We start from the raw sequence: 22,466 nt of genomic DNA on the forward strand, positions 1-22,466 counted from the left end.
CGGGTGTCAGTCCGTGAAGTCGATCCGGACGCTGATCGGGTCGGACTGCAGGGCGCGGAAGGTCGCGGCGACGACCGGCGACCACAGCCGTGAGGTCGCGAACGTGCCGGCCCGCTTTGCCGGGTCGTCGTCGGGCTCGAACCGGGCGACGCCGGAGCGCCACCGGTTGCGTTGCCGGATGCGCACTTTCGGGTCGGCCGCGACGTTGAGGGCCCACCCGCTGCGCCGCCCGTGTTGGGAGATCACCCAGGCGCCTTGATCGTCGAAGTTGGCGGACACCGGAACGCGCCGGCGGGCCCCGGATTTTCGTCCGGTCGTTTCGAGCTCGGTCGCGAACGTCGTCCGGATCCCGAGGCGGCCGAGCAGCGCCACGGCCGGGTTGGCGAGGTAACGCCCGATGAGGCGCTCGCGGCGGAATTTCCGGACGGCCCGCCGGGTCGCGATGGCTTCGCTCGACATGGTTAGCCCTCCGGCGCTAGATCGATCGGTCTACTATCTGGTTGTCAAGCTAGTAGAATAATCGGTCTACCGCAAGTGGATGCTGAACGGCGAAGGCGAGGAAGGTCCATGTCCGCACGGGAGCGCTTGATTTCCAGCGCAATTGCCCTCGTTCGTACCGCCGGGGTCGCCGGCGCGAGCGTGTCGGCGCTGCTTGACCACTCCGGTCTGGCGCGCCGAACGCTGTATCTGAACTTCCCGGGCGGCAAACCGGAGCTCGTCCAGGCGGCGACGGAAGCCGCGAGCGCCGAGCTCACGGAAGCGATTCAGGACTGCCTGCAGGACGCCGATCCCGGGCGAGCCGTGGCCGCCTTCCTGCAGATGTGGGAAGCGATGCTGGCCGACAGCGACTACACGGCGGGCTGCCCGATCGTCGCGGCGACGCTGGGCCGAGCGGACGCGCCCGCCGCTGCCGACGCCGCGGCGGCGGCGTTCAGCACCTGGGAGGGCCTCTTGGCCCGGCTCCTCCGCGAGGCCGGCATGGAACGATCGGCGGCCGCCGACCTGGCCACCACCGCGGTTGCCGCCGTGGAGGGCGCGGTCATCATGTCGGTGGCGCAACGATCGCCGACCCCGCTGCGGCGGGTGAGGCGTGTGCTCACCGCCCAATTTGCCGTAGGTTGACACCGTGACGCCCACCTTCGCCGACCTCGCCAAGGCCCAGTACATCCTGCTGACCACCTTCACCAAGGACGGAAGGCCGAAGCCGGTTCCGATCTGGGCCGCGGCCGACGGCGACCGGCTGCTCGTCATCACCCAGGAAAAATCGTGGAAGGTCAAGCGGATCCGCAACACGCCCCGGGTCACGCTCGCCACCTGCACCATGCAGGGCAAGCCGACCAGCGAGGCCGTCGAGGGCACCGCGGCCATCCTCGACAAGTCGCAGACGGCGGCCGTCTACGATGCGATCGGCAAGCGCTACGGCATCGTCGGCAAGGTCTTCAACTTCTTCAGCAAGCTGCGCGGCGGCATGGAGAACAACGTCGGCCTCGAGCTGAAAGTGGCCCCAAGCTAATACAAATGGGCACCGTCCTGATCCCGACCCCGGATCGCGACTTCGACCCGACCGAGGTCGCCGTCAGCTGGCGCGTGCTCACCCGCGACGGGCACCGGGTGGTCTTCGCCACCGAAAGCGGCGCCCCCGGCGTCGCCGACGACATCATGGTGACAGGGCGCGGCCTGGACGTCTGGTCCGCGCTGCCCGTGCTGGGCGCCGTGCCGCTCGTCGGGCTGGCGCTGCGGGCCAACAGGGACGGCCGCGGCGCGTACCGGGACATGCTGGCGTCGGCCGAATACCGGCACCCGGTCAGCTGGTCGCGCGCCGGGCTCGACGGCATCGACGCGCTGCTGCTGCCCGGCGGCCACCGCGCCCGCGGCATGCGCAGCTACGTCGACAGCGACCTCCTGCAGCGGCTGGTCGTGGACGCCTTCGCCCGCGGCCTGGTCGTGGGCGCGATCTGTCACGGCGTGCTGCTCGCCGCGCGCAGCGTCGACCCCGCCACCGGGCGTTCGGTGCTCTACGGGCGCAAGACGACCGCGCTCACCTGGGCGATGGAGCGCACCGCGTGGAACATCACCCGCCTCACCCGGTTCTGGGACCGCAACTACTACCGCACCTACACCGAGGAGCCCGGCCAGCCCGGCGGGTACATGTCCGTGCAGGCGGAAGTCACTCGCGCCCTGAAAGATCCGGCTGACTTCTGCGACGTGGGACGCGGCTCGCCGCACCGGTGGCTCAGGTCATCGGGGATGGTGCGGGACACCGCCGCCGACCCGCGCCCGGCGTTCGTCGTCGACGACGGCAACTATGTGTCGGCGCGCTGGCCGGGTGACACGCACACCTTCGCGGCCGCCGTGTCGCGGAAGCTGAAGTGATGCTGCGGTTTTCAGTGCTGCGTCAGGATCCCGTAGCGCTGCCACCACTGGTAGAGGCTGTCGAGGTTTGGCCCGCCGTTAACGGTGGCCAACAGCAGCTGGGCGTCGCGGGTCCAGGCGATGTTGGCGCGGTCCGCGACGCTGCCGCACACCACCTTGCCGCCGATCTGGTTGCCGTTGGACCAGGTGCCGGGCAGCGGAAAGGTGTTGTCGGCCGGGCACGCCGAGACCAGCATGCCGCTGGCGGTCGTCTGGAAATCACCGGTCAGCGCGTCCAGGTCGTCGTAGAGGGTGAAGCGCGCGTAGGTCGGGGTGCCCGAGTCGGCGCTTTGGGTGCAGTCCAGGCTGGCGACCGCGGTCGGGAACGGATCGGTGGCCCGGGTGCACGCGGCGGGGTTGTAGCCCGGGGGCAGCAGGCCGACGAGCTGTTGCTCGTTGGGGCTGAAGTTCTTCCCCGAACCGGCCTGGGCGGCAACCGTTCTCGCGGCGTCGCGGGTGGGCGCGCGGGCGTCGCGCTCGGACAGGGCGAGGAAACCGACGCCGATCGCGACCGCGAGCACGACCAACCCCGCGCCGATGCCCAGCCACACGGCCCGCCGCCGAATCTCCAACCCGCGCATCGTCGTAACTTAAGGCCGGCGGCGCTACGTCGCCGCCCCGGCCGCCAGATGTTCGCCGAAGAACGCGAAGATGCGGTTCCACGCGTCGTCGGTGGCCGCCTGGTCGTAGCCGAAACCCGTGATGCGAAGCAGCGGTTGCGCGGGAAGGGTGTTGGCGAAGCTGTGCCCGACGCCGGGGTACACCTTGGTGTCGGTGGTGATCTGCTTGGCCTCGGTCACCTCCCGGAACTTCTCCGGCGCACCCCGGCCCAGCGGGTCGCGGGCGCCGAAGCTCGCGACGATCGGGCATGCCCCGTCCAGGGTCTTGTCGAGGTTGCGCGGCAGGGGAGTGCCGTAGAACGGCGCCGAGGCGCCAAAACCCTTGGGCGACATGACGAGGGCGAAATGGCCGCCCATGCAGAAACCCGCGATGCCGACCTGCCCCGAGCACTCGGGCATCGCCTTGAGGTAATCGCGCGCCGCGAGGATGTCGTCAAGCGCGCGGCCCCGCTGCGCCTGCATCTCCCGCATGACGCGCGTGATGCAGCGGATGCGGCCACCGCGGGCGTACAGGTTCGGAGTGAGCGCCAGGTACCCGCCCCGGGCGATCCGCGCGTTGGTCGCCTGCTTGTCCCGGCCGTACCCGAACGCGTCGTGGATCACCACCACGCCCGGCCACGGGCCCTGTCCCTGCGGAACGTCCAGCAGCGCATCGATCGGTCCGTCGGGCGTGTCGATCTCAATCGTTGTCATAGCGTCATCTAACTGCAGCCTGGACGCGCGCCACCAGGGGAACTCGCGGACCGCCCGCGGACGTTTCCCTGACATGTTGTCGCGGCTGCTGTTGATTTACGCCGTCGTCGAGCTGGCGGCGGTCATCGCCCTGGTCTCGACGGTCGGATGGGGCTGGACGCTGCTGGTGCTGCTGGCCACCTTCCTGCTCGCGTGGGGTGTGCTGGCGCCGATGGCGGGATCCCAACTCCTCCGGCAGGTCCGGCAGTTGCGCTCCGATCCCGGCGCGGTGAGCGAGGGCACCATGGTCACGCTGGCCACCGTCCTGATCCTGGTCCCGGGGCTGGTGACCACGGTGTTGGGGCTGTTGCTGCTGGTTCCGCCCATACGGTCGGTCGCCCGCCCCGGCTTGACCGCGCTCGGATTGCGCGGTTGGCGACGGCGGATGCCGCTGATCACCGACGCGCGGCTGTTCGGCGCCGACGGCCGCCGGGGCTACCCGGCCGAGGGCCCGGCTGACTACATCGACGGCGAGGTCGTCGATGTCCGGGAGTACCGGGCGCCCGCCCTGCCCAACGAGATGCGCGGCGGATTCCCCGGCCACCCCGGGTGGGATTAGCCGCTCCGGCGGTCGCCGCACGTAGTTTTGGGCTGTGACGTCCGCCGATCCTCCGCCCGGCACCCCTACCACGCTGCTGGTCAACGGCCGGGTGCACAGCCCGACCCACCCCGACGCGACCGCGATGGCAGTGCGCGGCGGCGTCGTCGCCTGGCTGGGCAGCGACGACGTCGGGCGCGCCCAGTTTCCCGGTGCCGAGGTGGAGGACCTGGACGGCGGCTTCGTCGCCCCGGGATTCGTGGATAGCCACATCCACCTGACCGCCACCGGCCTCACGCTCAGCGGCCTGGACCTGCGGTGCGCCACGTCGCGCGCCCAGTGCCTCCGGCTGGTCGCCGACTTCGCCGCCGCCCACCCCGGCCAACCGGTGTGGGGACACGGCTGGGACGAATCGTCGTGGCCGGACAACACCCCGCCGACCACCGCCGAACTGGACGCGGTCCTCGGCGACCGGCCCGCCTACCTGGCCCGCGTCGACGTCCACTCCGCGCTGGCCTCGACAGGGCTGCGGCGGTTGGTCGCGGACTTGCCCGCGGCGGCCGGTTTCACCCCCGAGCGGCCGCTGACCGGCGACGCCCATCACCTGGTTCGGAAGGTCGCCCGCGACCTGCTGACGCCGGGGCAGCTGGCCGAGGCCCGCAAGGCCGCCCTCCAGGCCGCCGCGGCGGCCGGCATCGTCGCGGTGCACGAATGCGCGGGCCCGGAGATCGGCGGGCTCGGCGACTGGCTGCGGCTGCGTGAACTCGACCACGGCGTCGAGGTGATCGGCTACTGGGGTCAGGCGGTGACCACGGCCGCCGAGGCGCGGCAACTGAGCAGCGAGACCGGCGCGCGCGGGCTGGCCGGCGACCTGTTCGTCGACGGGGCGCTCGGGTCGCACACCGCGTGGCTGCACGAGCCCTACGCCGACGCGCCGGACCGCGTCGGCACCTGCTACTTGGATCCCGACGCCATCGAAGGCCACCTGCGGGCCTGCACCGAGGCGGAGGTGACGGCCGGTTTCCACGTCATCGGCGACGCCGCGGTGTCGGCCGCTGTCGCCGCGCTGGAACGGGTCGTCGCGGACCTCGGGGTCGCCGCGGTCGCGCGCTGCGGGCACCGCCTGGAGCACGTGGAGATGGTCGACGCCGACCAGGCGGCCAAACTCGGCGCGTGGGGCGTCATCGCCAGCGTGCAGCCCACTTTCGATGCGCTGTGGGGCGGCGCCGACGGCATGTACGCGCGGCGACTCGGCCCCGAACGAGGCAGGCTACTCAACCCGCTCGCGCTGTTAGCATCCCAAGGCGTGCCCCTCGCGCTCGGTTCCGACGCCCCGGTGACGGGCCTCGACCCGTGGGCGAGCGTGCGCGCGGCCGTCAATCACCACACCCCCGGCAGCGCGGTGTCGGCGCGGGCCGCGTTCGCCGCCGCCACCCGCGGCGGCTGGCGGGCGGCCGGCGTCCGCGACGGACAGACGGGCACGTTGGTGCCGGGCGCCCCGGCCTCGTACGCCGTGTGGGACGCCGGGACCCTGGACGTCCTCGCGCCCCGCGACGCCGTCCAGCGCTGGTCGACCGACCCGCGCTCCCGGGTGCCCGCGTTGCCGCGCTTGGGGCCCTCCGACGCGCTGCCGCGCTGCCGTCGAACCGTCCACCGAGGCGCCGTCGTTCATGGCTAGGGAGTGGTTCGGACGCGAGGAGCGATCCGGCCAGGACCCGGAGGCCGCCCCGGTCTCCGAGGACCCGATCAGCGAAGAGGCCGAATCCGACCGCGACGACGAGCCCCTCGAGGTGCACCCCGCGCCGGAAGAGCCGGCACCCGACGGACCCGGGCCAGCCGATCGGCTGGGCGCGCTCGCACGCCGGGCGCTGGCGGGGCTGGCCGGGGCGGCGGCCGCGCGGCTGCCCGGGGCCCGCGCCGCGCTGGTGCCGCGCCTGCCGCGCCTCGCGCTCGCCATCGCCGGCGGGCTACTGCTGTTCACCAGCTTCCCCGTCATGAATTGGTGGTGGGCCGCTGTCGTCGCCGCCGCGCTGCTGGGGTGGGTGCTGACGCGGCCGGCGACCACGACCGCGGGAGGCTTCGGCTACGGGTTCCTGTTCGGGCTGGCCTTCTACATCCCGCTGCTGCCCTGGATCAGCTTGCTGGTGGGCGCCGTGCCCTGGCTGGCGCTGGCGACGACGTGCGCGCTCTTTCCCGGTCTGTTCGGGTTGTGCGCCGTCATCGTGCGGCGGCTGCCCGGCTGGCCGGTCTGGTTCGCGCTGGTGTGGGCCGCCCAGGAGTGGCTGAAGTCCGTCTTCCCGTTCGGCGGTTTTCCCTGGGGTGCGGTGGCGTTCGGTCAAACCCAAGGTCCGTTGTTGCCGCTGGTTCAGCTCGGCGGCGTCGCGCTGCTGTCGACGGCGGTCATGCTGGTGGGATTCAGCGCCACCGCGATCGCGCTGGAAATCGCCAAGTGGTGGAAGACCGGTCACGCCCCCCGGGCCGCCGAGGCCCCGGGGCCGCCGCCCGCCGTCCTGCTGCCCGGCGTCTGCATCAGCCTGGTGTTGTTCGCCGCCGTGCTCGTCTGGCCGCAGGTGCGCCACGCCGGCGCGGGGGCGGGCGGGGACCCCTCGGTCACTGTCGCGGCGGTCCAGGGCAACGTGCCGCGGTTGGGCCTGGATTTCAACTCCCAGCGCCGCGCGGTGCTGGACAACCACGTGCGCGAGACCCTGCGGCTGGCCGACGACGTGCGTTCGGGCGCGGCGCCGCAGCCCCAGTTCGTGATCTGGCCGGAGGACTCCTCGGACATCGATCCGCTCACCAACGCCGACGCCGCCGAGCAGGTCGCGCGCGCCGTCGCGGCGATCGGCGCGCCGATACTGATCGGCACGGTGCTCGACGTGCCCGGCCGCACGCCCGAGAGCTCCGCCTACACGAACACCGTCATCGTGTGGAACCCGGTCAGCGGGCCGGCCGACCGCCACGACAAGGAAATCGTGCAGCCGTTCGGCGAGTACCTGCCGATGCCGTGGCTGTTCAAGCACCTGTCCGGGTACGCCGACCGGGCCGGCCACATGGTGCCCGGCAAAAGCAGCGGGGTGGTGCACATCGCCGGGGTGCCGGTGGGGGTGTCCACCTGCTGGGAGGTCATCTTCGACCGGGCGCCGCGCAAGGCGGTCCGCAACGGCGCCCAGCTGCTGGCGGTGCCCAGCAACAACGCCACCTTCAACAAGACGATGAGCGAGCAGCAGCTGGCGTTCGCGAAGGTCCGCGCCGTGGAGCACGACCGCTACGTCGTGGTCGCCGGCACCACCGGGATCAGCGCGGTCATCGCCCCCGACGGCGCCGAGCTGGCGCGCACCGACTTCTTCGAGCCCGCCTACCTGGACATGCAGGTGCGCCTCAAGACCAAGCTGACGCCGGCAACCCGCTGGGCCCCGATCCTGCAGTGGGTTCTGGTGCTGGCGGCCGGAGCGGCCATTCTGGTAGGGATACGGCACAATGGATGGTTCGTGCGTCCGGTTCGCCTGAGGTCGCGGCCCCGCGGTGAACCGGAAGACGCCGGTACGCCCCCGGGCGAACCCCCGCCCGACGAGGGCGACGCCCAGACCGCGCAAGACGCTGCGCCGGAGGTGGGCGGCGGTGACGACACGCCGCCCGACGAGGGCGGGCAACCTGATTTCGGGCGACACAGAGGAGCTACATGACCACCGGCCAGCCGGCGCCCCGGGTCCCGGGCAACCGTCCCAGCGAGCGCGTCCTGGTGATCATCCCGACGTTCAACGAGCGGGAGAACCTGCCGGTGATCTATCGGCGGCTCACGGACGCGTGCCCGGGCGTGCACCTGCTGATCGTCGACGACAACAGCCCCGACGGCACCGGGCAGCTCGCCGACGAGCTGGCGGCGGCCGATCCAGACCGCGTGCACGTGATGCACCGCACCGCGAAGGACGGCCTGGGGGCCGCCTACCTGGCGGGATTCGCCTGGGGTTTGAGCCGGGACTACTCGGTCCTCGTCGAGATGGACGCCGACGGCAGCCACGCGCCCGAACAGCTGCACCTGCTGCTGGACGCGGTCGACGCCGGCGCGGACCTGGCCATCGGCTCGCGCTACGTCGAGGGCGGCGCGGTGCGGAACTGGCCATGGCGGCGGTGGGCGCTGTCGTGGACGGCCAACACCTACGCCCGGCTGGCGCTGGGCATCGGCGTCCACGACATCACCGCCGGCTATCGGGCCTACCGCCGCGAGGTCCTCGAGACGATCGGCCTCGACGGCGTGGACTCCAAGGGCTATTGCTTCCAGATCGACCTGACCTGGCGCACCGTGTGCAGCGGATTCGTCATCGCCGAGGTGCCGATCACCTTCACCGAGCGGGAACTCGGTGTATCCAAGATGAGCGGATCGAACATCCGCGAGGCGCTGGTCAAGGTCACCCGATGGGGCATCGAGGGGCGAACGAACCGTCCCCGCGCGATCCGCGCCGACGACCGCAGCTAGCGGCGCGCCCGCGGGTCAGCCGCGGCGCCTCGACCTGATCAGGTCGAGGCGCTCCTTGAGCAGCTCTTCGAGCTCCTCCACCGAGCGGCGCTCCAGCAGCATGTCCCAGTGGGTGCGCGGCGGCTTGACCTTCTTCGGCTCGGGCAGGTCGCCCTCGATGAGGGTGCCCTCCATGCCGTTGCGGCACAGCCAGGTGCCGGGGATGTCGGCGTCGTCGGCGAAGGGGACCTCGAACTCCTCGCCGTTCTCGGTGCGGTACCGCGCGATCTGGCGCGGCGCGAGGTCGTGGTTGCGGTCGGTCTCGTAGCTCACGGCTCCAAGGCGACTGCCTCTCAGAACGCGATCGGCCATGCGTGCTACTCCTTCAGGTTCTGCGGGCTGTGGTGCAATTCTGTTCCGCTTAAGCAAACGATATGACGGTCGGCGTAGTTCCCAGGCCGACACGCGGCATACGCGACGCGACCATCCATGATACCGGGGATCGCAAAGGCGGCCGACTACAGTCGGCAGGCGTGACCCGCCGCTCCCGCCCGCAACCGTGCCGCTGGTGTGGTCGAGACGTGACCGATGCCGGCATGGGCCGCCGCCGCCAGTACTGCCGGCAGTCGTGCCGGCAACGCGCCTACGAGCAACGCGCCTCGCTGACCCGGGGCTTGAATGCCGAAGGGGCCACGGCCCTGCCCGCCGACGCGGTGGTGCTGTCGGCCGACGAGGCGGCCGACCTGTCCGATCGCGTCTACCAGGTGCGATGCGCGGCCGAGGACGTCGCCACCGCGCTGGACGAGGGCGCCGGGGCGAGGGAACTGCGCGACCTGTGCAACGTGCTGATCCGCGCCGCCCACGCCGCCGACGGATGGCGCCGAGCGGCCGTCTAACCCGGTTTGACCACGACCAATGGGTAGCCGAGTACAGTCGCGCCATGGGTGGCGGACCAGCCGTACTCGGGCGTACAAGCGAAGCCGGTCCTCCTCTAGCAGCCGGGAGTGTCGGACGTTTTTGAAATCGTGCCGGAGTTGGCCATACTCACGAGCGACATTCTCGGGTTCCAGAGCAGCGCGGAGTTTGTTGGGGCTGGTCGAAAAATCCACGAGACCGATTCGCGCAGCAACTTCCGTGGCTCGGCCGGGACGCGCGGCCGGGACGTTCGGCGAGGCCGCCCCTGGCGGCGACGCGACGGCCACACGCCGGGTGAGGGTTAGGCGAGGTTAGTAGATGGTGGACCAACTCCAGCATGCGACCGAGGCGCTGCGCAAAGCGCTGGTCCAGGTGGAACGCCTGAAGCGCACCAACCGTGCGCTGCTGGAGCGCTCGAGCGAGCCGATCGCCATCGTCGGCATGTCGTGCCGCTTCCCCGGCGGGGTAGAGACCCCTGAAGACCTGTGGCGGATGGTCGCCGACGGCCGCGACGTGATCACGGAGTTCCCCACCGACCGCGGCTGGGACGTGGCGGGGCTGTTCGACCCGGATCCCGACGCCCGCCACAAGACCTACGCCCACACCGGGGGATTCGTCGACGGTGTCGCGGACTTCGACCCGGCTTTCTTCGGGATCGCGCCCAGCGAGGCGCTGGCGATGGATCCCCAGCACCGGATGCTGCTGGAGCTGTCCTGGGAGGCGCTGGAGCGGGCCGGGATCGATCCGAGCGGGCTGCGCGGCAGCGCCACCGGCGTGTTCGCCGGGCTCATCGTGCAGGGCTACGGGATGTTGGCCGAGGAGATCGAGGGCTACCGGCTGACGGGCATGACCTCCAGCGTCGCCTCGGGGCGGGTCTCCTACGTGCTCGGCCTGGAGGGCCCGGCGGTGTCGGTGGACACGGCGTGCTCGTCGTCGTTGGTGGCGCTGCACATGGCGGTGCAGTCGCTGCGGTCGGGGGAGTGCGACCTCGCGCTGGCCGGCGGCGCGACCGTGAACGCCACGCCGACCGTCTTCGTGGAATTCAGCCGGCACCGCGGGCTGGCGCCGGACGGCCGCTGCAAGGCCTACGCCGGCGCCGCCGACGGGGTCGGCTGGTCCGAGGGCGGCGCGATGCTGGTCGTCGAGCGGTTGTCGGACGCGCAGCGGTTGGGTCATCCGGTGTTCGCGGTGGTGCGCGGTTCCGCGGTCAACCAAGACGGCGCGTCCAACGGGTTGACGGCGCCCAACGGCCCGTCGCAGCAGCGCGTGGTGCGCGCCGCGCTGGCGAACGCGGGATTGTCGACCGCCGACGTGGACGTGGTCGAGGGCCACGGCACCGGCACGACGTTGGGCGACCCGATCGAGGCCCAGGCGCTGCTGGCCACCTACGGCCAGGACCGCACCGAACCGCTGTGGCTGGGGTCGATCAAATCGAACATGGGTCACACGCAGGCCGCCGCGGGCGTGGCCGGCGTGATCAAGATGGTGCAGGCGATGCGCCACGAGACGTTGCCCGCGACGCTGCACGTGGATCAGCCCAGCCCGCACGTGGATTGGTCGGCCGGGGCGGTGTCGCTGCTGACCGAGGCGCGCCCCTGGCCGGCCGAGGGCCGGCTGCGCCGGGCGGGCGTGTCGTCGTTCGGGATCAGCGGGACCAACGCGCACGTGATCGTGGAGGCGGTGCCCGCGGTCGAGCCGCGGCGATCCGGCCCCGCGCCCGCCGTGCTGCCGTGGGTCGTGTCGGCAAAGTCGGCCTCCGCGTTGCGATCTCAGGCCGCCCGGCTGGCGTCTCACGTGCGCGCCCACGGTGAGCTCGATAGCGCCGATGTGGCGTGGACCCTGGCGGGCCGGTCGAGCTTTGAGCACCGGGCCGTCGTCATCGGCGCCGATCGGGACCGGTTGCTGGCGGGCCTGGACGAGCTGGCCACCGACGAGCCCGTGTCGGTCATTCGCGGCACCGCCGCGCCCGCGGGCAAGACCGTCTTCGTCTTCCCCGGGCAAGGCTCGCAGTGGCTGGGCATGGGCGTCGAATTGCTCGACACCGCACCGGTGTTCGCGCGCCAGATCGAGGCGTGCGAACAGGCCTTCGCCGAATTCGTCGACTGGTCGCTGACCGACGTCCTGCGTGGCGCGCCCGACGCTCCCGGCACGGACCGGGTGGATGTCGTGCAGCCGGTGCTGTTCGCGGTGATGGTGGCGCTGGCCGAACTGTGGAAGTCGGTCGGCGTGAGCCCCGATGCGGTGATCGGTCACTCGCAGGGCGAGATCGCCGCGGCGTACGTCGCCGGCGCGCTGTCGTTGCGCGATGCCGCGCGGGTGGTCACGCTGCGCAGTCAGTTGTTGAGGTCGCTGGCCGGCCCCGGCGGCATGCTGTCCATCGCGTGCAGCACCGAGCGCGCGCGGGAATTGTTGGCGCCCTACGGCAATCGGGTCAGCATCGCCGCGGTCAACGGCCGGTCCGCCGTCGTGGTGTCCGGTGACGGGGCCGCCCTGGACGAACTCGTCGCGTTCTGCGCCGACCTGGAGCTGCGCACGCGCCGCATCGACGTCGACTATGCGTCGCACTCGGTCGAGGTCGAGGCGATTCGCGGTGAGCTCGCCGCGGCGCTGGCCGGTATCGAGCCGAGCTCGTCGCGCACGGCATTCTTTTCGACCGTGACCGGAAGCCGTTTGGACACCGCGGGATTGGACGCCGAATACTGGTATCGCAACATCCGGCAGACCGTTCAGTTCGACCAGGCGGTGCGCAGTGCTTCCGAGCACGGGTACCGAACCTTCATCGAATCCAGCCCGCATCCCGCGTTGATCGCCGGGATCGAAGACACCGCCAACGATTGCGCCGCCGGTGACACCGAGGCCATCGTCGTCCCGACTTTGGGCCGCGACGACGGCGGGCTCGAGCGGTTCCTGTCCTCCGCGGCCACCGCGTTCGTCGCGGGCCTGAGCGTGGATTGGCGGGGCGTCCTCGACGGGGCGGGATTCGTGGAGCTGCCGACGTATGCCTTTGACCGCCGGCGGTTTTGGCTGTCCGGGGAAGGTGTCGCCGCCGACGCCACGGGCTTGGGGCTGGCGGCCAGCGAGCACCCACTGCTGAGCGCGGTCGTGGAGCTGCCGGCCTCGGGCGGGGTGGCGCTGACCGGGCGGTTGGCGCCGAGCCTGCAGGGGTGGCTGGCCGACCACGGCGTCTCCGGTGTCGCCGTGTTCCCCGGGGCCGGGTTTGTGGAGCTGGCGATCCGCGCGGGCGACGAGGTCGGTTGCTCGACCGTCGACGAGCTGACGCTGCAGGCGCCATTGATGTTGCCGGGCAAGGATTCCGCGTCCGGCTCGGTTGCGGTGCAAGTCGTGGTGGGAGCCGAGGAAGACGGCCGGCGCAGCGTGTCGATCTTCTCGCGCGCCGACGCCGGCTCCGGCTGGGTGTGCCACGCCGAGGGGGTGCTGAGCGCCGGCGCGGTCGAGCCCGGCGCGGACCTGTCGGTGTGGCCTCCCGCGGGCGCCGTCGCGGCCGATCCCGCCGACGGCTACGAACAGTTGGCGGCGCGCGGCTACGGCTACGGCCCGGCGTTCCGCGGGTTGACCGCGGCGTGGGTCCGCGGCGACGAGGTGTTCGCCGAGGTGCGGCTGCCCGATGCCGCCGGCGGCGTCAACGGCTTCGGTGTGCACCCGGCGCTGCTCGACGCGGCGATGCATGCGCTGGTGATGAACCACCAAATCGCCGGTGCGGCCGACGAAGTGGTGTTGCCGTTCTCGTGGCAGGGCGTCTCGTTGCACGCCGCCGGGGCATCGGCGGTACGCGCGCGCATCGCGCCGGCTGGGGCTTCGGGTGTCTCGAAGGCGGTTTCCATCGAGCTTGCCGACGGACTCGGCTTGCCGGTGCTGTCGGTTGGCGCGATGGTGGCCCGCCCGGTGAGCGAGCAGCAGCTGCGGGCCGCGGTGTCCGGCGCGGGCCCGGACCGGTTGTTCGAGGTGCACTGGACGCCGGCGACGACAACCGTCACCGACGCCGAGGCGCCCGCGCACGAAGTATTCGAATCCGTTGCGGCCGAAGGTGATCCGGTCGCCGCGGTGTACGAGCGCACGCACCGGGCGCTGGCGGCCCTGCAGCCGTGGCTGACCGAGCGCGACTCCGGTGTGCTGCTCGTCGCCACCCGGCGCGCGGTGGGTCTGCCGGGTGAGGACGTCACCGACTTGGCCGGCGCGGCGGTGTGGGGGCTGGTGCGGTCGGCGCAGACCGAGCACCCCGGCCGCATCGTGCTGGTGGATTCCGATGCGCCGCTGGACGCTGCCGCGATCGCCACCGCGCTGGCGGCAGGCGAGCCCCAGGTGCTGCTGCGTGGCGGCGCGGCGTATCTCGCGCGAGTGCGGGGCAGCCGCGCGGTCGACGGCATCATGACCCCGCCCGCGGAGGTGCCCTGGCGGCTGGGCATCAGCAGCGCGGGCACGTTCGAAAACCTGCAACTGGAGCCGGTTCCGAACGCCGACGCCCCGCTGGAGCCGGGCCAGGTCCGGGTGGCCCTGCGCGCCATCGCCACCAACTTCCGCGACGTCATGATCACCCTGGGCATGTTCACCCACGACGCCCTGCTCGGCGGCGAAGGCGCCGGCGTGGTGGTCGAGGTGGGGCCCGGGGTCACCGAGTTCTCCGTCGGCGACTCGGTGTACGGGTTCTTCCCCGACGGCAGCGGCACGCTGGTGCCCGGCGACGTGCGCCTGCTGGTGCCGATGCCGGCCGACTGGACCTACGCCGAAGCCGCCGGCATCTCGGCCGTTTTCACCACCGCGTACATGGCGTTCATCCACCTGGCCGAGGTTCAGCCGGGCCAGCGGGTGCTGGTGCATGCCGCCGCCGGTGGCGTCGGGATGGCCGCGGTCCAGCTGGCCCGGCATCTGGGCCTGGAGGTGTTCGCCACCGCCAGCCGCGGCAAGTGGGACACCTTGCGGGCCATGGGCTTTGACGACGACCACATCGCGGACTCGCGCAGCCTGGAATTCGAGGACAAGTTCCGGGCCGTCACCGGCGGGGCCGGCATGGACGTCGTGCTGGACTCGCTGGCCGGCGAATTCGTCGATGCCTCACTGCGGCTGGTCGCCCCCGGCGGCATTTTCCTGGAGATGGGCAAGACCGACATCCGCGACCCCGGCGCCGTCGCCCAGGAATACCCGGGTGTGCGCTACCGCGCCTTCGACCTGTTCGAGCCCGGCCGCCCCCGGATGCATCAGTGGATGCTGGAGCTCGCCGGGCTGTTCGAGGCCGGAATCCTCAAGCCGTTGCCGGTCACCACGTTCGACGTGCGACGCGCGCGCAGCGCGTTGCGCTACCTGAGCCAGGCCCGCCACATCGGCAAGGTCGTCATGACGATGCCTTCCGGGCTGGCCTCGGGGACGGTGCTGATCACCGGCGGAACCGGGATGGCGGGTTCGACGCTGGCCCGTCATCTGGTGGCGCACCACTGCGTTCGGGACCTGGCGTTGCTCAGCCGCCGCGGCGCGGACGCGCCGGGTTCGGCCGAACTGGTCGCCGAGCTGGAGGCGGCCGGCGCCCGGGTGCGGGTGCTCGCGTGCGATGCGGCCGACCGGGACGCGCTGGAGCGGGCCATCGCCGGGCTGCCGCTGTCCGGCGTCATCCATGCGGCCGGCGTGCTCGACGACGCGATGCTCACCTCGCTGACGCCGCAGCGCGTCGACGAGGTGCTGCGGGCCAAGGTCGACGCGGCGTGGAACCTGCACGAACTGACCCGCGACCTGGATCTGTCTGCGTTCGTGATGTTTTCGTCGATGGCCGGGCTGGTGGGTTCCTCGGGCCAGGCCAACTACGCGGCGGCCAACTCGTTCCTCGACGGGCTGGCCGCGCATCGGCGGGCGCACGGGCTGCCCGCGATCTCGCTGGCGTGGGGGCTGTGGGACCAAGCCAGCGCCATGACCGGTGGGCTGGACGCCGCCGACCTCGCCCGGCTGGGCCGCGACGGGATCCTGGCGCTGTCCTCGGCCGAGGCGATGGAATTGTTCGACACCGCGTTGATCGTCGACGAACCGTTCCTGGCGCCGGCCCGCATCGATCTCGGCGCGCTGCGCGCCCACGCCGTCGCCGTGCCCCCGATGTTCGCCGATCTGCTCAGCGCGCCCACCCGGCGCCGGGTCGACGACACACTGGCCGCCGCGAAGTCGAAATCGGCTCTCGCGCATCGCCTGCAGGGGCTGCCCGAAGCCGAGCAGCACGCCGTGCTGCTGGACCTGGTGCGCTCGCACATCGCCACGGTGCTGGGCAACACCAGCCCCGAGGCGATCGACCCCGACAAGGCGTTCCAGGAGCTGGGCTTCGACTCGCTGACGGCGGTCGAAATGCGCAACCGGCTCAAAACCGCGACCGGGCTGGCCCTTTCGCCGACGCTCATCTTCGACTACCCGACGCCCAACGGCCTGGCCGGCTACATGCGCTCCGAACTCGCCGGCGTGCCGCAGGAAATCAAGCAGGCCCCGGTCATGCGCGCCACCGACGACGATCCCATCGCGATCGTCGGCATGTCGTGCCGCTACCCGGGTGGGGTGAATGGCCCCGACGACCTGTGGGACATGCTCACCGAGGGCCGCGACGTGCTCACCGAGTTCCCCACCGATCGCGGCTGGAATCTGGCCGGGCTCTACAACCCCGACCCCGACGTTCCGGGCACCTGCTACACCCGCACCGGCGGCTTCGTGGACGGTGTCGCCGATTTCGACCCGGCCTTCTTCGGCATCGCGCCCAGCGAGGCGCTGGCCATGGATCCGCAGCAACGGCTGTTCCTCGAGTTGTCCTGGGAAGCCTTGGAGCGCGCGGGGATCGAGCCCGGCGGCTTGCGCGGCAGCGCGACCGGCGTGTTCGCCGGCGTCTACACGCAGGGCTACGGCATCGGCGCCGCGCCGGCCGCGGAGGGCTTCCGGCTGACCGGGCAGTCGTCGAGCGTGGCGTCGGGTCGTATCTCGTATGCGCTGGGCCTGGAGGGCCCCGCGGTCTCGGTGGACACGGCGTGCTCGTCGTCGTTGGTGGCGCTGCACATGGCGGCGCAGTCGCTGCGTTCGGGCGAATGCGACCTGGCCCTGGCCGGCGGCGTCACGGTCAACGCCACGCCGGACATCTTCGTGGAGTTCAGCCGCATGCGCGGGTTGTCGGCCGACGGCCGGTGCAAGGCCTACGCGGGCGCGGCGGACGGCACGGGATTCTCCGAGGGCGGCGGGATGCTCGTGGTGGAGCGGCTGTCGGACGCGCAGCGGCTCGGGCATCCCGTGCTGGCGCTGGTGCGCGGTTCGGCGATCAACCAGGACGGCGCCTCCAACGGGTTGACCGCCCCCAACGGCCCCTCGCAGCAGCGGGTGGTGCGCGCGGCGCTGGCCAATGCCGGGTTGTCGGCGGCCGAGGTCGACGCCGTCGAGGGCCACGGCACCGGAACGACGCTGGGCGACCCCATCGAGGCCCAGGCGCTGTTGGCGACCTACGGTCAGGATCGCAGCGAGCCGCTCCGGCTGGGTTCGATCAAGTCGAACATGGGTCACACGCAGGCCGCCGCGGGCGTCGCCGGGGTGATCAAGATGGTGCTGGCGATGCGCCACGAATTGCTGCCCGCCACACTGCATGTCGACGAGCCCAGCCCGCACGTGGATTGGTCGGTGGGCAGGGTGTCGTTGCTGACCGAGGCCCAGCCCTGGCCGGCCACCCGCGCGCGCCGCGCCGGCGTGTCGTCCTTCGGCATCAGCGGTACCAACGCCCACGTGATCATCGAGGCGGCCCCGGTCGGGGCCGCGCCCACCGCGCAACGGCCGCAGCTACCGGTGGCGCCGTGGCCCATCTCGGCAAAGTCGTTGCCGGCGTTGAGCGCTCAAGCCGCCCGGCTGGCCGGACACCTACGCCGGCACGGCGAGCTCGACGTCGCCGACGTCGCGTGGACGCTGGCGGGCCGCTCACACTTCGAGCACCGGGCCGTCGTCGTCGGTGCCGACCGCGAACAGCTGCTGTCCGGCCTCGACGAGTTGGCCGCCGGTCAGGCCGTCTCCGCCGTCCAGGGCACGGCGACGCCCGGCAAGACCGTCTTCGTCTTCCCCGGGCAGGGCTCCCAGCTGCTCGGCATGGGAAGGGAATTGCACGCCGCATACCCGGTGTTCGCCGAGGCGTTCGACGCCGTGCTGGGCGAACTGGACCAGCACCTGTTGCGGCCGCTGCGGGACATCGTGTGGGGCAGTGACGAAAACCTGCTGAACACCACCGAATACGCGCAGCCGGCGTTGTTCGCCGTGGAGGTCGCCCTGTTCCGGCTGCTCGAATCGTGGGGCGTGCGGCCCGACTTCGTGCTGGGCCACTCGATCGGTGAGATCTCCGCCGCGCACGTCGCCGGAGTGCTGTCGCTACAGAACGCGGCGGTCCTGGTCGCCGCGCGCGGCCGGTTCATGCAGGCGCTGCCGACGGGCGGGGCGATGATCGCCGTGCAGGCCACCGAAGCGGAGGTGCTGCCGCTGCTGACCCCCGGTGTGGGTATCGCGGCGGTCAACGGGCCCGCCTCGGTGGTGATTTCGGGCGACCAGGAGGCGGCGGCCGCGGTGGCCGATCGGCTGCGCGCCGACGGGCGCCGCGTGCACCGACTCGCCGTGTCCCACGCCTTCCACTCCCCGTTGATGGACCCGATGATCGACGAATTCGGCACCGTCGCGGCGGGACTGGCCGTCGGCAAGCCCACCATCCCGATCGTCTCGAACCTCACCGGGCAGCTCGCGGGCGACGACTTCGGCACGGCGGCCTACTGGAAGCGGCACGTCCGGGAGGCGGTGCGATTCGCCGACAGCGTGCGCTTCGTGCATTCGGCCGGCGCCAACCGTTTCCTCGAGCTGGGCCCGAGCGGCGGGCTGACGGCGGCGATCGAAGAGTCGCTTCCGGACGCCCCCGTCACCACCATGTCGGCGCTGCGCAAGGACCGACCGGAGCCGGCGACACTGACCAATGCCGTCGCGCGGGGATTCGTCGCGGGGATGGACGTGGACTGGCGCGCCGCCCTGGGGACCGGCGGCTTCGTCGAGTTGCCCACGTACGCCTTTGAGCGGCGGCGCTTTTGGCTGTCCGGCGACGGCGCCCCGGCGGACGCCGCCGGGCTGGGGCTGGCCGCCGGCGAACACGCCTTGCTTGGCGCGGTGGTGGAGCTGCCGGCTTCCGGCGGCGTGGTGCTGACCGGTCGACTGTCGCCGGCCGCGCAGGGCTGGCTCAACGATCACGCCGTCGGCGGCGTCGTGCTGTTCCCCGGCGCGGGATTCGTCGAGCTGGCGATCCGCGCCGGCGACGAGGTGGGCTGCGGGATCGTCGACGAGCTGAATTTGGCCGCGCCGCTGGTGTTGCCGACCGGTGCTTCGGTCGCGGTTCAGGTCGTGGTCGGCGGCCCGGATGAGTCGGGCGCCCGCGCGGTGTCGGTGTTCTCGCGCGCCGAGGCGGGGTCCGGCTGGTCGCTGCACGCGGAGGGCGTGCTGCGCGCGGGGTCGGTGCAGCCGAGCGCGGACCTGTCGGCCTGGCCGCCGGTGGGCGCCGTGCCGGTCGACATCGGCGACGGCTACGAGCAATTGGCCGAGCGCGGCTACGGCTACGGGCCCGCGTTCCGCGGCCTGACGTCGATGTGGCGCCGCGGCGACGAAGTATTCGCGGAGGTCGCGCTGCCCGAGGACGCCGGGGTGTCGGTGACCGGGTTCGGGGTGCACCCCGCGATGCTCGACGCGGCACTGCACGCGGTGATCCTGGCGTCCGACGACGGCGAGCTCGCGGCGGGCTCGATGCTGGTGCCGTTCTCCTGGCAGCAGGTGTCGTTGCATGCCGCCGGCGCGGCGGCGGTGCGCGCGCGGATCGTGCCGGTGGGGCAGTCGGCCGTGTCGATCGAGCTGGCCGACGGGTTGGGGCTGCCGGTGCTGTCGGTGGCGTCGATGGTCGCCCGGCCGGTGACCGATCAGCAGCTGCTGGCCGCGGTGTCGAGCTCGGGGCCGGACCGGCTCTTCGAGGTCATCTGGTCGGCCCAGCCGCTGTCCGCGGTGCAGCCGGTGTCGGTATCGGCCTGGGGGACAGCGGAATCGGACAGCGCCGAGGCGGAGCGGACGGCGGTGCTGTTCGAATCGGCGCCGGTCGCCGGTGACGTGGTGACGGAGGTGTACGCGGCCACGCGGGCGGTCCTGCCGGTGCTGCAGTCGTGGCTGGCCCGCGAGGGGGCCGGGACGCTGGTGGTGTCGACCCGGGGCGCAATGGCGTTGCCGGGGGAGGACGTCACCGATCTGGCGGGCGCCGCGGTGTGGGGTCTGGTGCGCTCGGCGCAGACCGAGCACCCGGGCCGAATCGTGCTCGTCGACACCGACGCTCCGCTGGATGCCGACGCGGTCGCGGCGGTGCTGGCGGCGTCCGAGCCGCAGGTTGTGCTGCGCAACGCCACGGTCTACACCGCGCGGGTGCACGGCAGCCGCGCCGTCGGCGGCCTGCTGGTGCCGCCCGACGACGGGCCATGGCGGCTGGGCATGAGCAGCTACGGCACCATCGAGAACCTGCGGCTGGAGCGGATCCCCGATGCCTCCGAGCACGTGGCGCCGCTAGGCCCCGGTCAGGTGCGGGTCGCCTTGTCGGCCATCGCCGCCAACTTCCGCGACGTCATGATCGCGCTGGGCCTCTATCCCGATCCCGACGCGGTCATGGGTATCGAGGGATCCGGCGTCGTCGTCGAAATCGGTCCGGGCGCGGGGCGTTTCGCGGTCGGCGACCGCGTCATGGGCCTCTTCCCGGACGGCACCGGGACGATCGCCACCACCGACCAGCGGTTGCTCGCCAAGGTGCCGGCCGGATGGTCCCACACCGCCGCCGCGACGGCCTCGGTCGTCTTCGCGACGGCGCGCTACGCGCTGGTCGACCTGGCGGCCGCGAGGCCGGGCCAGCGGGTGCTGGTGCACGCCGCCGCCGGCGGGGTCGGGATGGCCGCCGTGCAACTGGCCCGCCACCTCGGCCTGGAAGTGTTCGCGACGGCCAGCCGCGGCAAGTGGGACACGTTGCGGGCCATGGGCTTTGACGACGACCACATCGCGGATTCCCGCAGCCTGGAGTTCGAGGGCAAGTTCCGCGCGGTCACCGGTGGGCGAGGCGTTGACCTGGTGCTCGACTCGCTGTCCGGCGATTTCGTCGACGCCTCGCTGCGGCTGGTTGCCCCCGGCGGGGTGTTCCTGGAGATGGGCAAGACGGACATCCGCGAGCCGCAGACCGTCGCCCGCGACCACGCCGGCGTGCGCTATCGCGCCTTCGATCTGTTCGAGGCCGGCCCCGATCGCATCGCACAGCTGCTCGACGAGCTGGCCGCGCTGTTCGGCGAGGACGTGCTGCACCCCTTGCCGGCCACCAGGTTTGACGTGCGGCGCGCACCCGCGGCGTTGCGGTACCTGAGCCAGGCCCGCCACGTCGGCAAGGTCGTGATGAGCATGCCCGACGCCTGGGTGTCCGGCACCGTCCTGATCACCGGCGCCACCGGCATGGCGGGTTCGGCATTGGCGCGCCACGTCGTGAACCGGCACGGTGCGCGCAACCTGGTGCTGGTCAGTCGCCGCGGGCTGGACGCGCCGGGCGCCGCGGAGCTGGTGACCGAGCTGACCGCCGCCGGCGCCCAGGTGCAGGTGATCGCCTGCGACGCGGCGGACCGCGAGGCCGTCGCCAAGGTGCTGGCCGATATCCCGGTGCAACGGCCGCTGTCCGGAGTGATCCACGCGGCCGGGGTGCTCGACGACGCGGTGATCTCGTCGCTGACGCCGGAACGCGTCGACGCGGTGTTGCGCGCCAAGGTCGACGCGGCATGGAACTTGCACGAGCTCACCCGCGACCTCGATGTGGCGGCGTTCGTGATGTTCTCGTCGATGGCCGGGCTGGCCGGCGCGTCGGGTCAGGCCAACTACGCGGCGGCCAATTCCTTCCTCGACGGGTTGGCCGTGCACCGGCGCAAACAGGGGTTGCCGGCGATATCGCTGGCGTGGGGGCTGTGGGATCAGGCCAGCGCCATGACCGGGGCGCTGGGCGCCGCGGACCGCGCCCGGTTCGGCCGCGACGGGATCGTCGCGATGTCCTCCGATGAGGCGCTGGACTTGATGGACACCGCCCTCATCGTCGACGAGCCGTTCATGCTGCCCGCCCACATCGACCTGGCGGCGCTGCGGGTCAAGTTCGACAACGGCACCTTGCCGCCCATGTTCGTCGACCTGATCAACGCGCCGACGCGACGGCAGGTTGACGACTCGCTGGCCGCGGCGAAGTCGAAATCGGCTCTGCTGCAGCGCCTCGAGGGGCTGCCCGAAGACGAGCAGCAGGAAGTCCTGCTGGACTTGGTGCGCTCCAACATCGCCACCGTGCTGGGCAACTCCAGCCCCGAGTCCATCCATCCCGACCGGGCGTTCCAGGAGTTGGGCTTCGACTCGCTGACCGCGGTCGAAATGCGCAACCGGCTGAAATCCGCAACGGGACTGGCGCTTTCGCCGACGCTGATCTTCGACTACCCGAACTCCGCCGCACTGGCCGGCTACATGTACCGCGAGCTGGTCGGCAGCTCGGAGCAGCAGGCGCCGGCCGCCGCGCCCGGAGAGGCCGAGATCCAGCGTGTGGTGGGGTCCATTCCGGTCAAGCGGCTGCGCCAGGCGGGAGTGCTCGAGCTGCTGCTGGCGTTGGCGAATGAGGCCGACAGCGGCGGTCCCGCGTCCCCCGCGGCGACCACCGAAACGGACATCGCGGGCATGGACCTCGACGCGCTGGTCAACGCGGCGTTGCGCGACGATGACGACGAGTAGC

The 22,466-nt window shown here is 71.9% G+C and carries 11 protein-coding genes and 1 pseudogene; 8 read left to right on the plus strand and 4 right to left on the minus strand.

Annotated features, from left to right (window positions below; all coding sequences use genetic code 11):
* Positions 1-6 precede the first annotated feature (6 nt).
* A complete protein-coding gene (locus AWB89_RS09005) occupies positions 7-459 on the minus strand; it encodes a nitroreductase/quinone reductase family protein (RefSeq protein WP_085172980.1) in 453 nt (150 codons plus the stop codon).
* 108 nt (positions 460-567) lie between these two features.
* Between AWB89_RS09005 and AWB89_RS09010 the strand changes: the two genes are divergently transcribed.
* The 3 genes from AWB89_RS09010 to AWB89_RS09020 are packed head-to-tail and all read left to right on the plus strand — an operon-like array spanning position 568 to position 2,373.
* Positions 568-1,122: a TetR/AcrR family transcriptional regulator gene (locus tag AWB89_RS09010; RefSeq protein ID WP_085172982.1), complete on the plus strand. Its 555-nt coding sequence runs from the start codon at positions 568-570 to the stop codon at positions 1,120-1,122.
* A gap of 4 nt (positions 1,123-1,126) precedes the next feature.
* Entirely contained in the window at positions 1,127-1,513 is a 387-nt protein-coding gene (locus AWB89_RS09015; RefSeq protein ID WP_085104761.1) for a PPOX class F420-dependent oxidoreductase, read from the plus strand.
* A 5-nt stretch (positions 1,514-1,518) separates the two neighbouring features.
* Positions 1,519-2,373, plus strand: coding sequence for a type 1 glutamine amidotransferase domain-containing protein (locus AWB89_RS09020; protein WP_085172984.1), 855 nt, complete (start codon positions 1,519-1,521; stop codon positions 2,371-2,373).
* Positions 2,374-2,384: 11 nt separating this feature from the next.
* Here the strand turns inward: AWB89_RS09020 and AWB89_RS09025 are convergent, their stop codons facing one another.
* Entirely contained in the window at positions 2,385-2,993 is a 609-nt protein-coding gene (locus AWB89_RS09025; protein WP_085104765.1) for a hypothetical protein, read from the minus strand.
* 24 nt (positions 2,994-3,017) lie between these two features.
* Complete coding sequence (locus AWB89_RS09030) at positions 3,018-3,725, minus strand: dienelactone hydrolase family protein (RefSeq protein ID WP_085104767.1); 708 nt, start codon at positions 3,723-3,725, stop codon at positions 3,018-3,020.
* Between the two features lie 73 nt (positions 3,726-3,798).
* On the opposite strand from AWB89_RS09030, the gene AWB89_RS09035 reads away from it, so the two are divergent.
* From AWB89_RS09035 to lnt, 3 genes and pseudogenes are all read left to right on the plus strand, one after another.
* Entirely contained in the window at positions 3,799-4,323 is a 525-nt protein-coding gene (locus tag AWB89_RS09035) for an FxsA family protein (RefSeq protein ID WP_085172987.1), read from the plus strand.
* A 124-nt stretch (positions 4,324-4,447) separates the two neighbouring features.
* Positions 4,448-5,980: an amidohydrolase gene (locus AWB89_RS09040; RefSeq protein WP_085173518.1), complete on the plus strand. Its 1,533-nt coding sequence runs from the start codon at positions 4,448-4,450 to the stop codon at positions 5,978-5,980.
* Positions 5,973-8,776, plus strand: a pseudogene (gene lnt, locus AWB89_RS09045) (apolipoprotein N-acyltransferase). Before AWB89_RS09040 ends, lnt begins: the two are co-directional and overlap by 8 nt.
* Positions 8,777-8,791: 15 nt before the next feature.
* Here lnt and rbpA read toward each other — a convergent pair.
* On the minus strand, positions 8,792-9,127 hold the full coding sequence (gene rbpA / locus AWB89_RS09055) for an RNA polymerase-binding protein RbpA (RefSeq protein ID WP_066913172.1): 336 nt from the start codon (positions 9,125-9,127) through the stop codon (positions 8,792-8,794).
* Positions 9,128-9,288: 161 nt separating this feature from the next.
* On the opposite strand from rbpA, the gene AWB89_RS27700 reads away from it, so the two are divergent.
* Together AWB89_RS27700 and AWB89_RS09065 are read left to right on the plus strand one after the other, a co-directional pair.
* On the plus strand, positions 9,289-9,651 hold the full coding sequence (locus AWB89_RS27700) for a hypothetical protein (RefSeq protein WP_085104776.1): 363 nt from the start codon (positions 9,289-9,291) through the stop codon (positions 9,649-9,651).
* Between the two features lie 337 nt (positions 9,652-9,988).
* Positions 9,989-22,465 (plus strand): type I polyketide synthase, encoded by a 12,477-nt coding sequence (locus AWB89_RS09065; RefSeq protein WP_085172994.1) that lies wholly within the window; start codon positions 9,989-9,991, stop codon positions 22,463-22,465.
* Position 22,466 lies beyond the last annotated feature (1 nt).

The sequence above is a fragment of the Mycobacterium paraense genome (assembly GCF_002101815.1).
GTDB classification, from domain to species: Bacteria; Actinomycetota; Actinomycetes; order Mycobacteriales; family Mycobacteriaceae; genus Mycobacterium; species Mycobacterium paraense.

Bases quoted from the DNA above. Each gene is read 5' to 3' on its own strand.
- AWB89_RS09030 (WP_085104767.1), bottom strand. From the start codon at position 3,725: ATGACAACGATTGAGATCGACACGCCCGACGGACCGATCGATGCGCTG.
- AWB89_RS09020 (WP_085172984.1), top strand. From the start codon at position 1,519: ATGGGCACCGTCCTGATCCCGACCCCGGATCGCGACTTCGACCCGACC.
- AWB89_RS09035 (WP_085172987.1), top strand. From the start codon at position 3,799: ATGTTGTCGCGGCTGCTGTTGATTTACGCCGTCGTCGAGCTGGCGGCG.
- AWB89_RS09025 (WP_085104765.1), bottom strand. From the start codon at position 2,993: ATGCGCGGGTTGGAGATTCGGCGGCGGGCCGTGTGGCTGGGCATCGGC.
- AWB89_RS09040 (WP_085173518.1), top strand. From the start codon at position 4,448: ATGGCAGTGCGCGGCGGCGTCGTCGCCTGGCTGGGCAGCGACGACGTC.
- rbpA (WP_066913172.1), bottom strand. From the start codon at position 9,127: ATGGCCGATCGCGTTCTGAGAGGCAGTCGCCTTGGAGCCGTGAGCTAC.
- AWB89_RS09065 (WP_085172994.1), top strand. From the start codon at position 9,989: ATGGTGGACCAACTCCAGCATGCGACCGAGGCGCTGCGCAAAGCGCTG.
- AWB89_RS09010 (WP_085172982.1), top strand. From the start codon at position 568: ATGTCCGCACGGGAGCGCTTGATTTCCAGCGCAATTGCCCTCGTTCGT.
- AWB89_RS09005 (WP_085172980.1), bottom strand. From the start codon at position 459: ATGTCGAGCGAAGCCATCGCGACCCGGCGGGCCGTCCGGAAATTCCGC.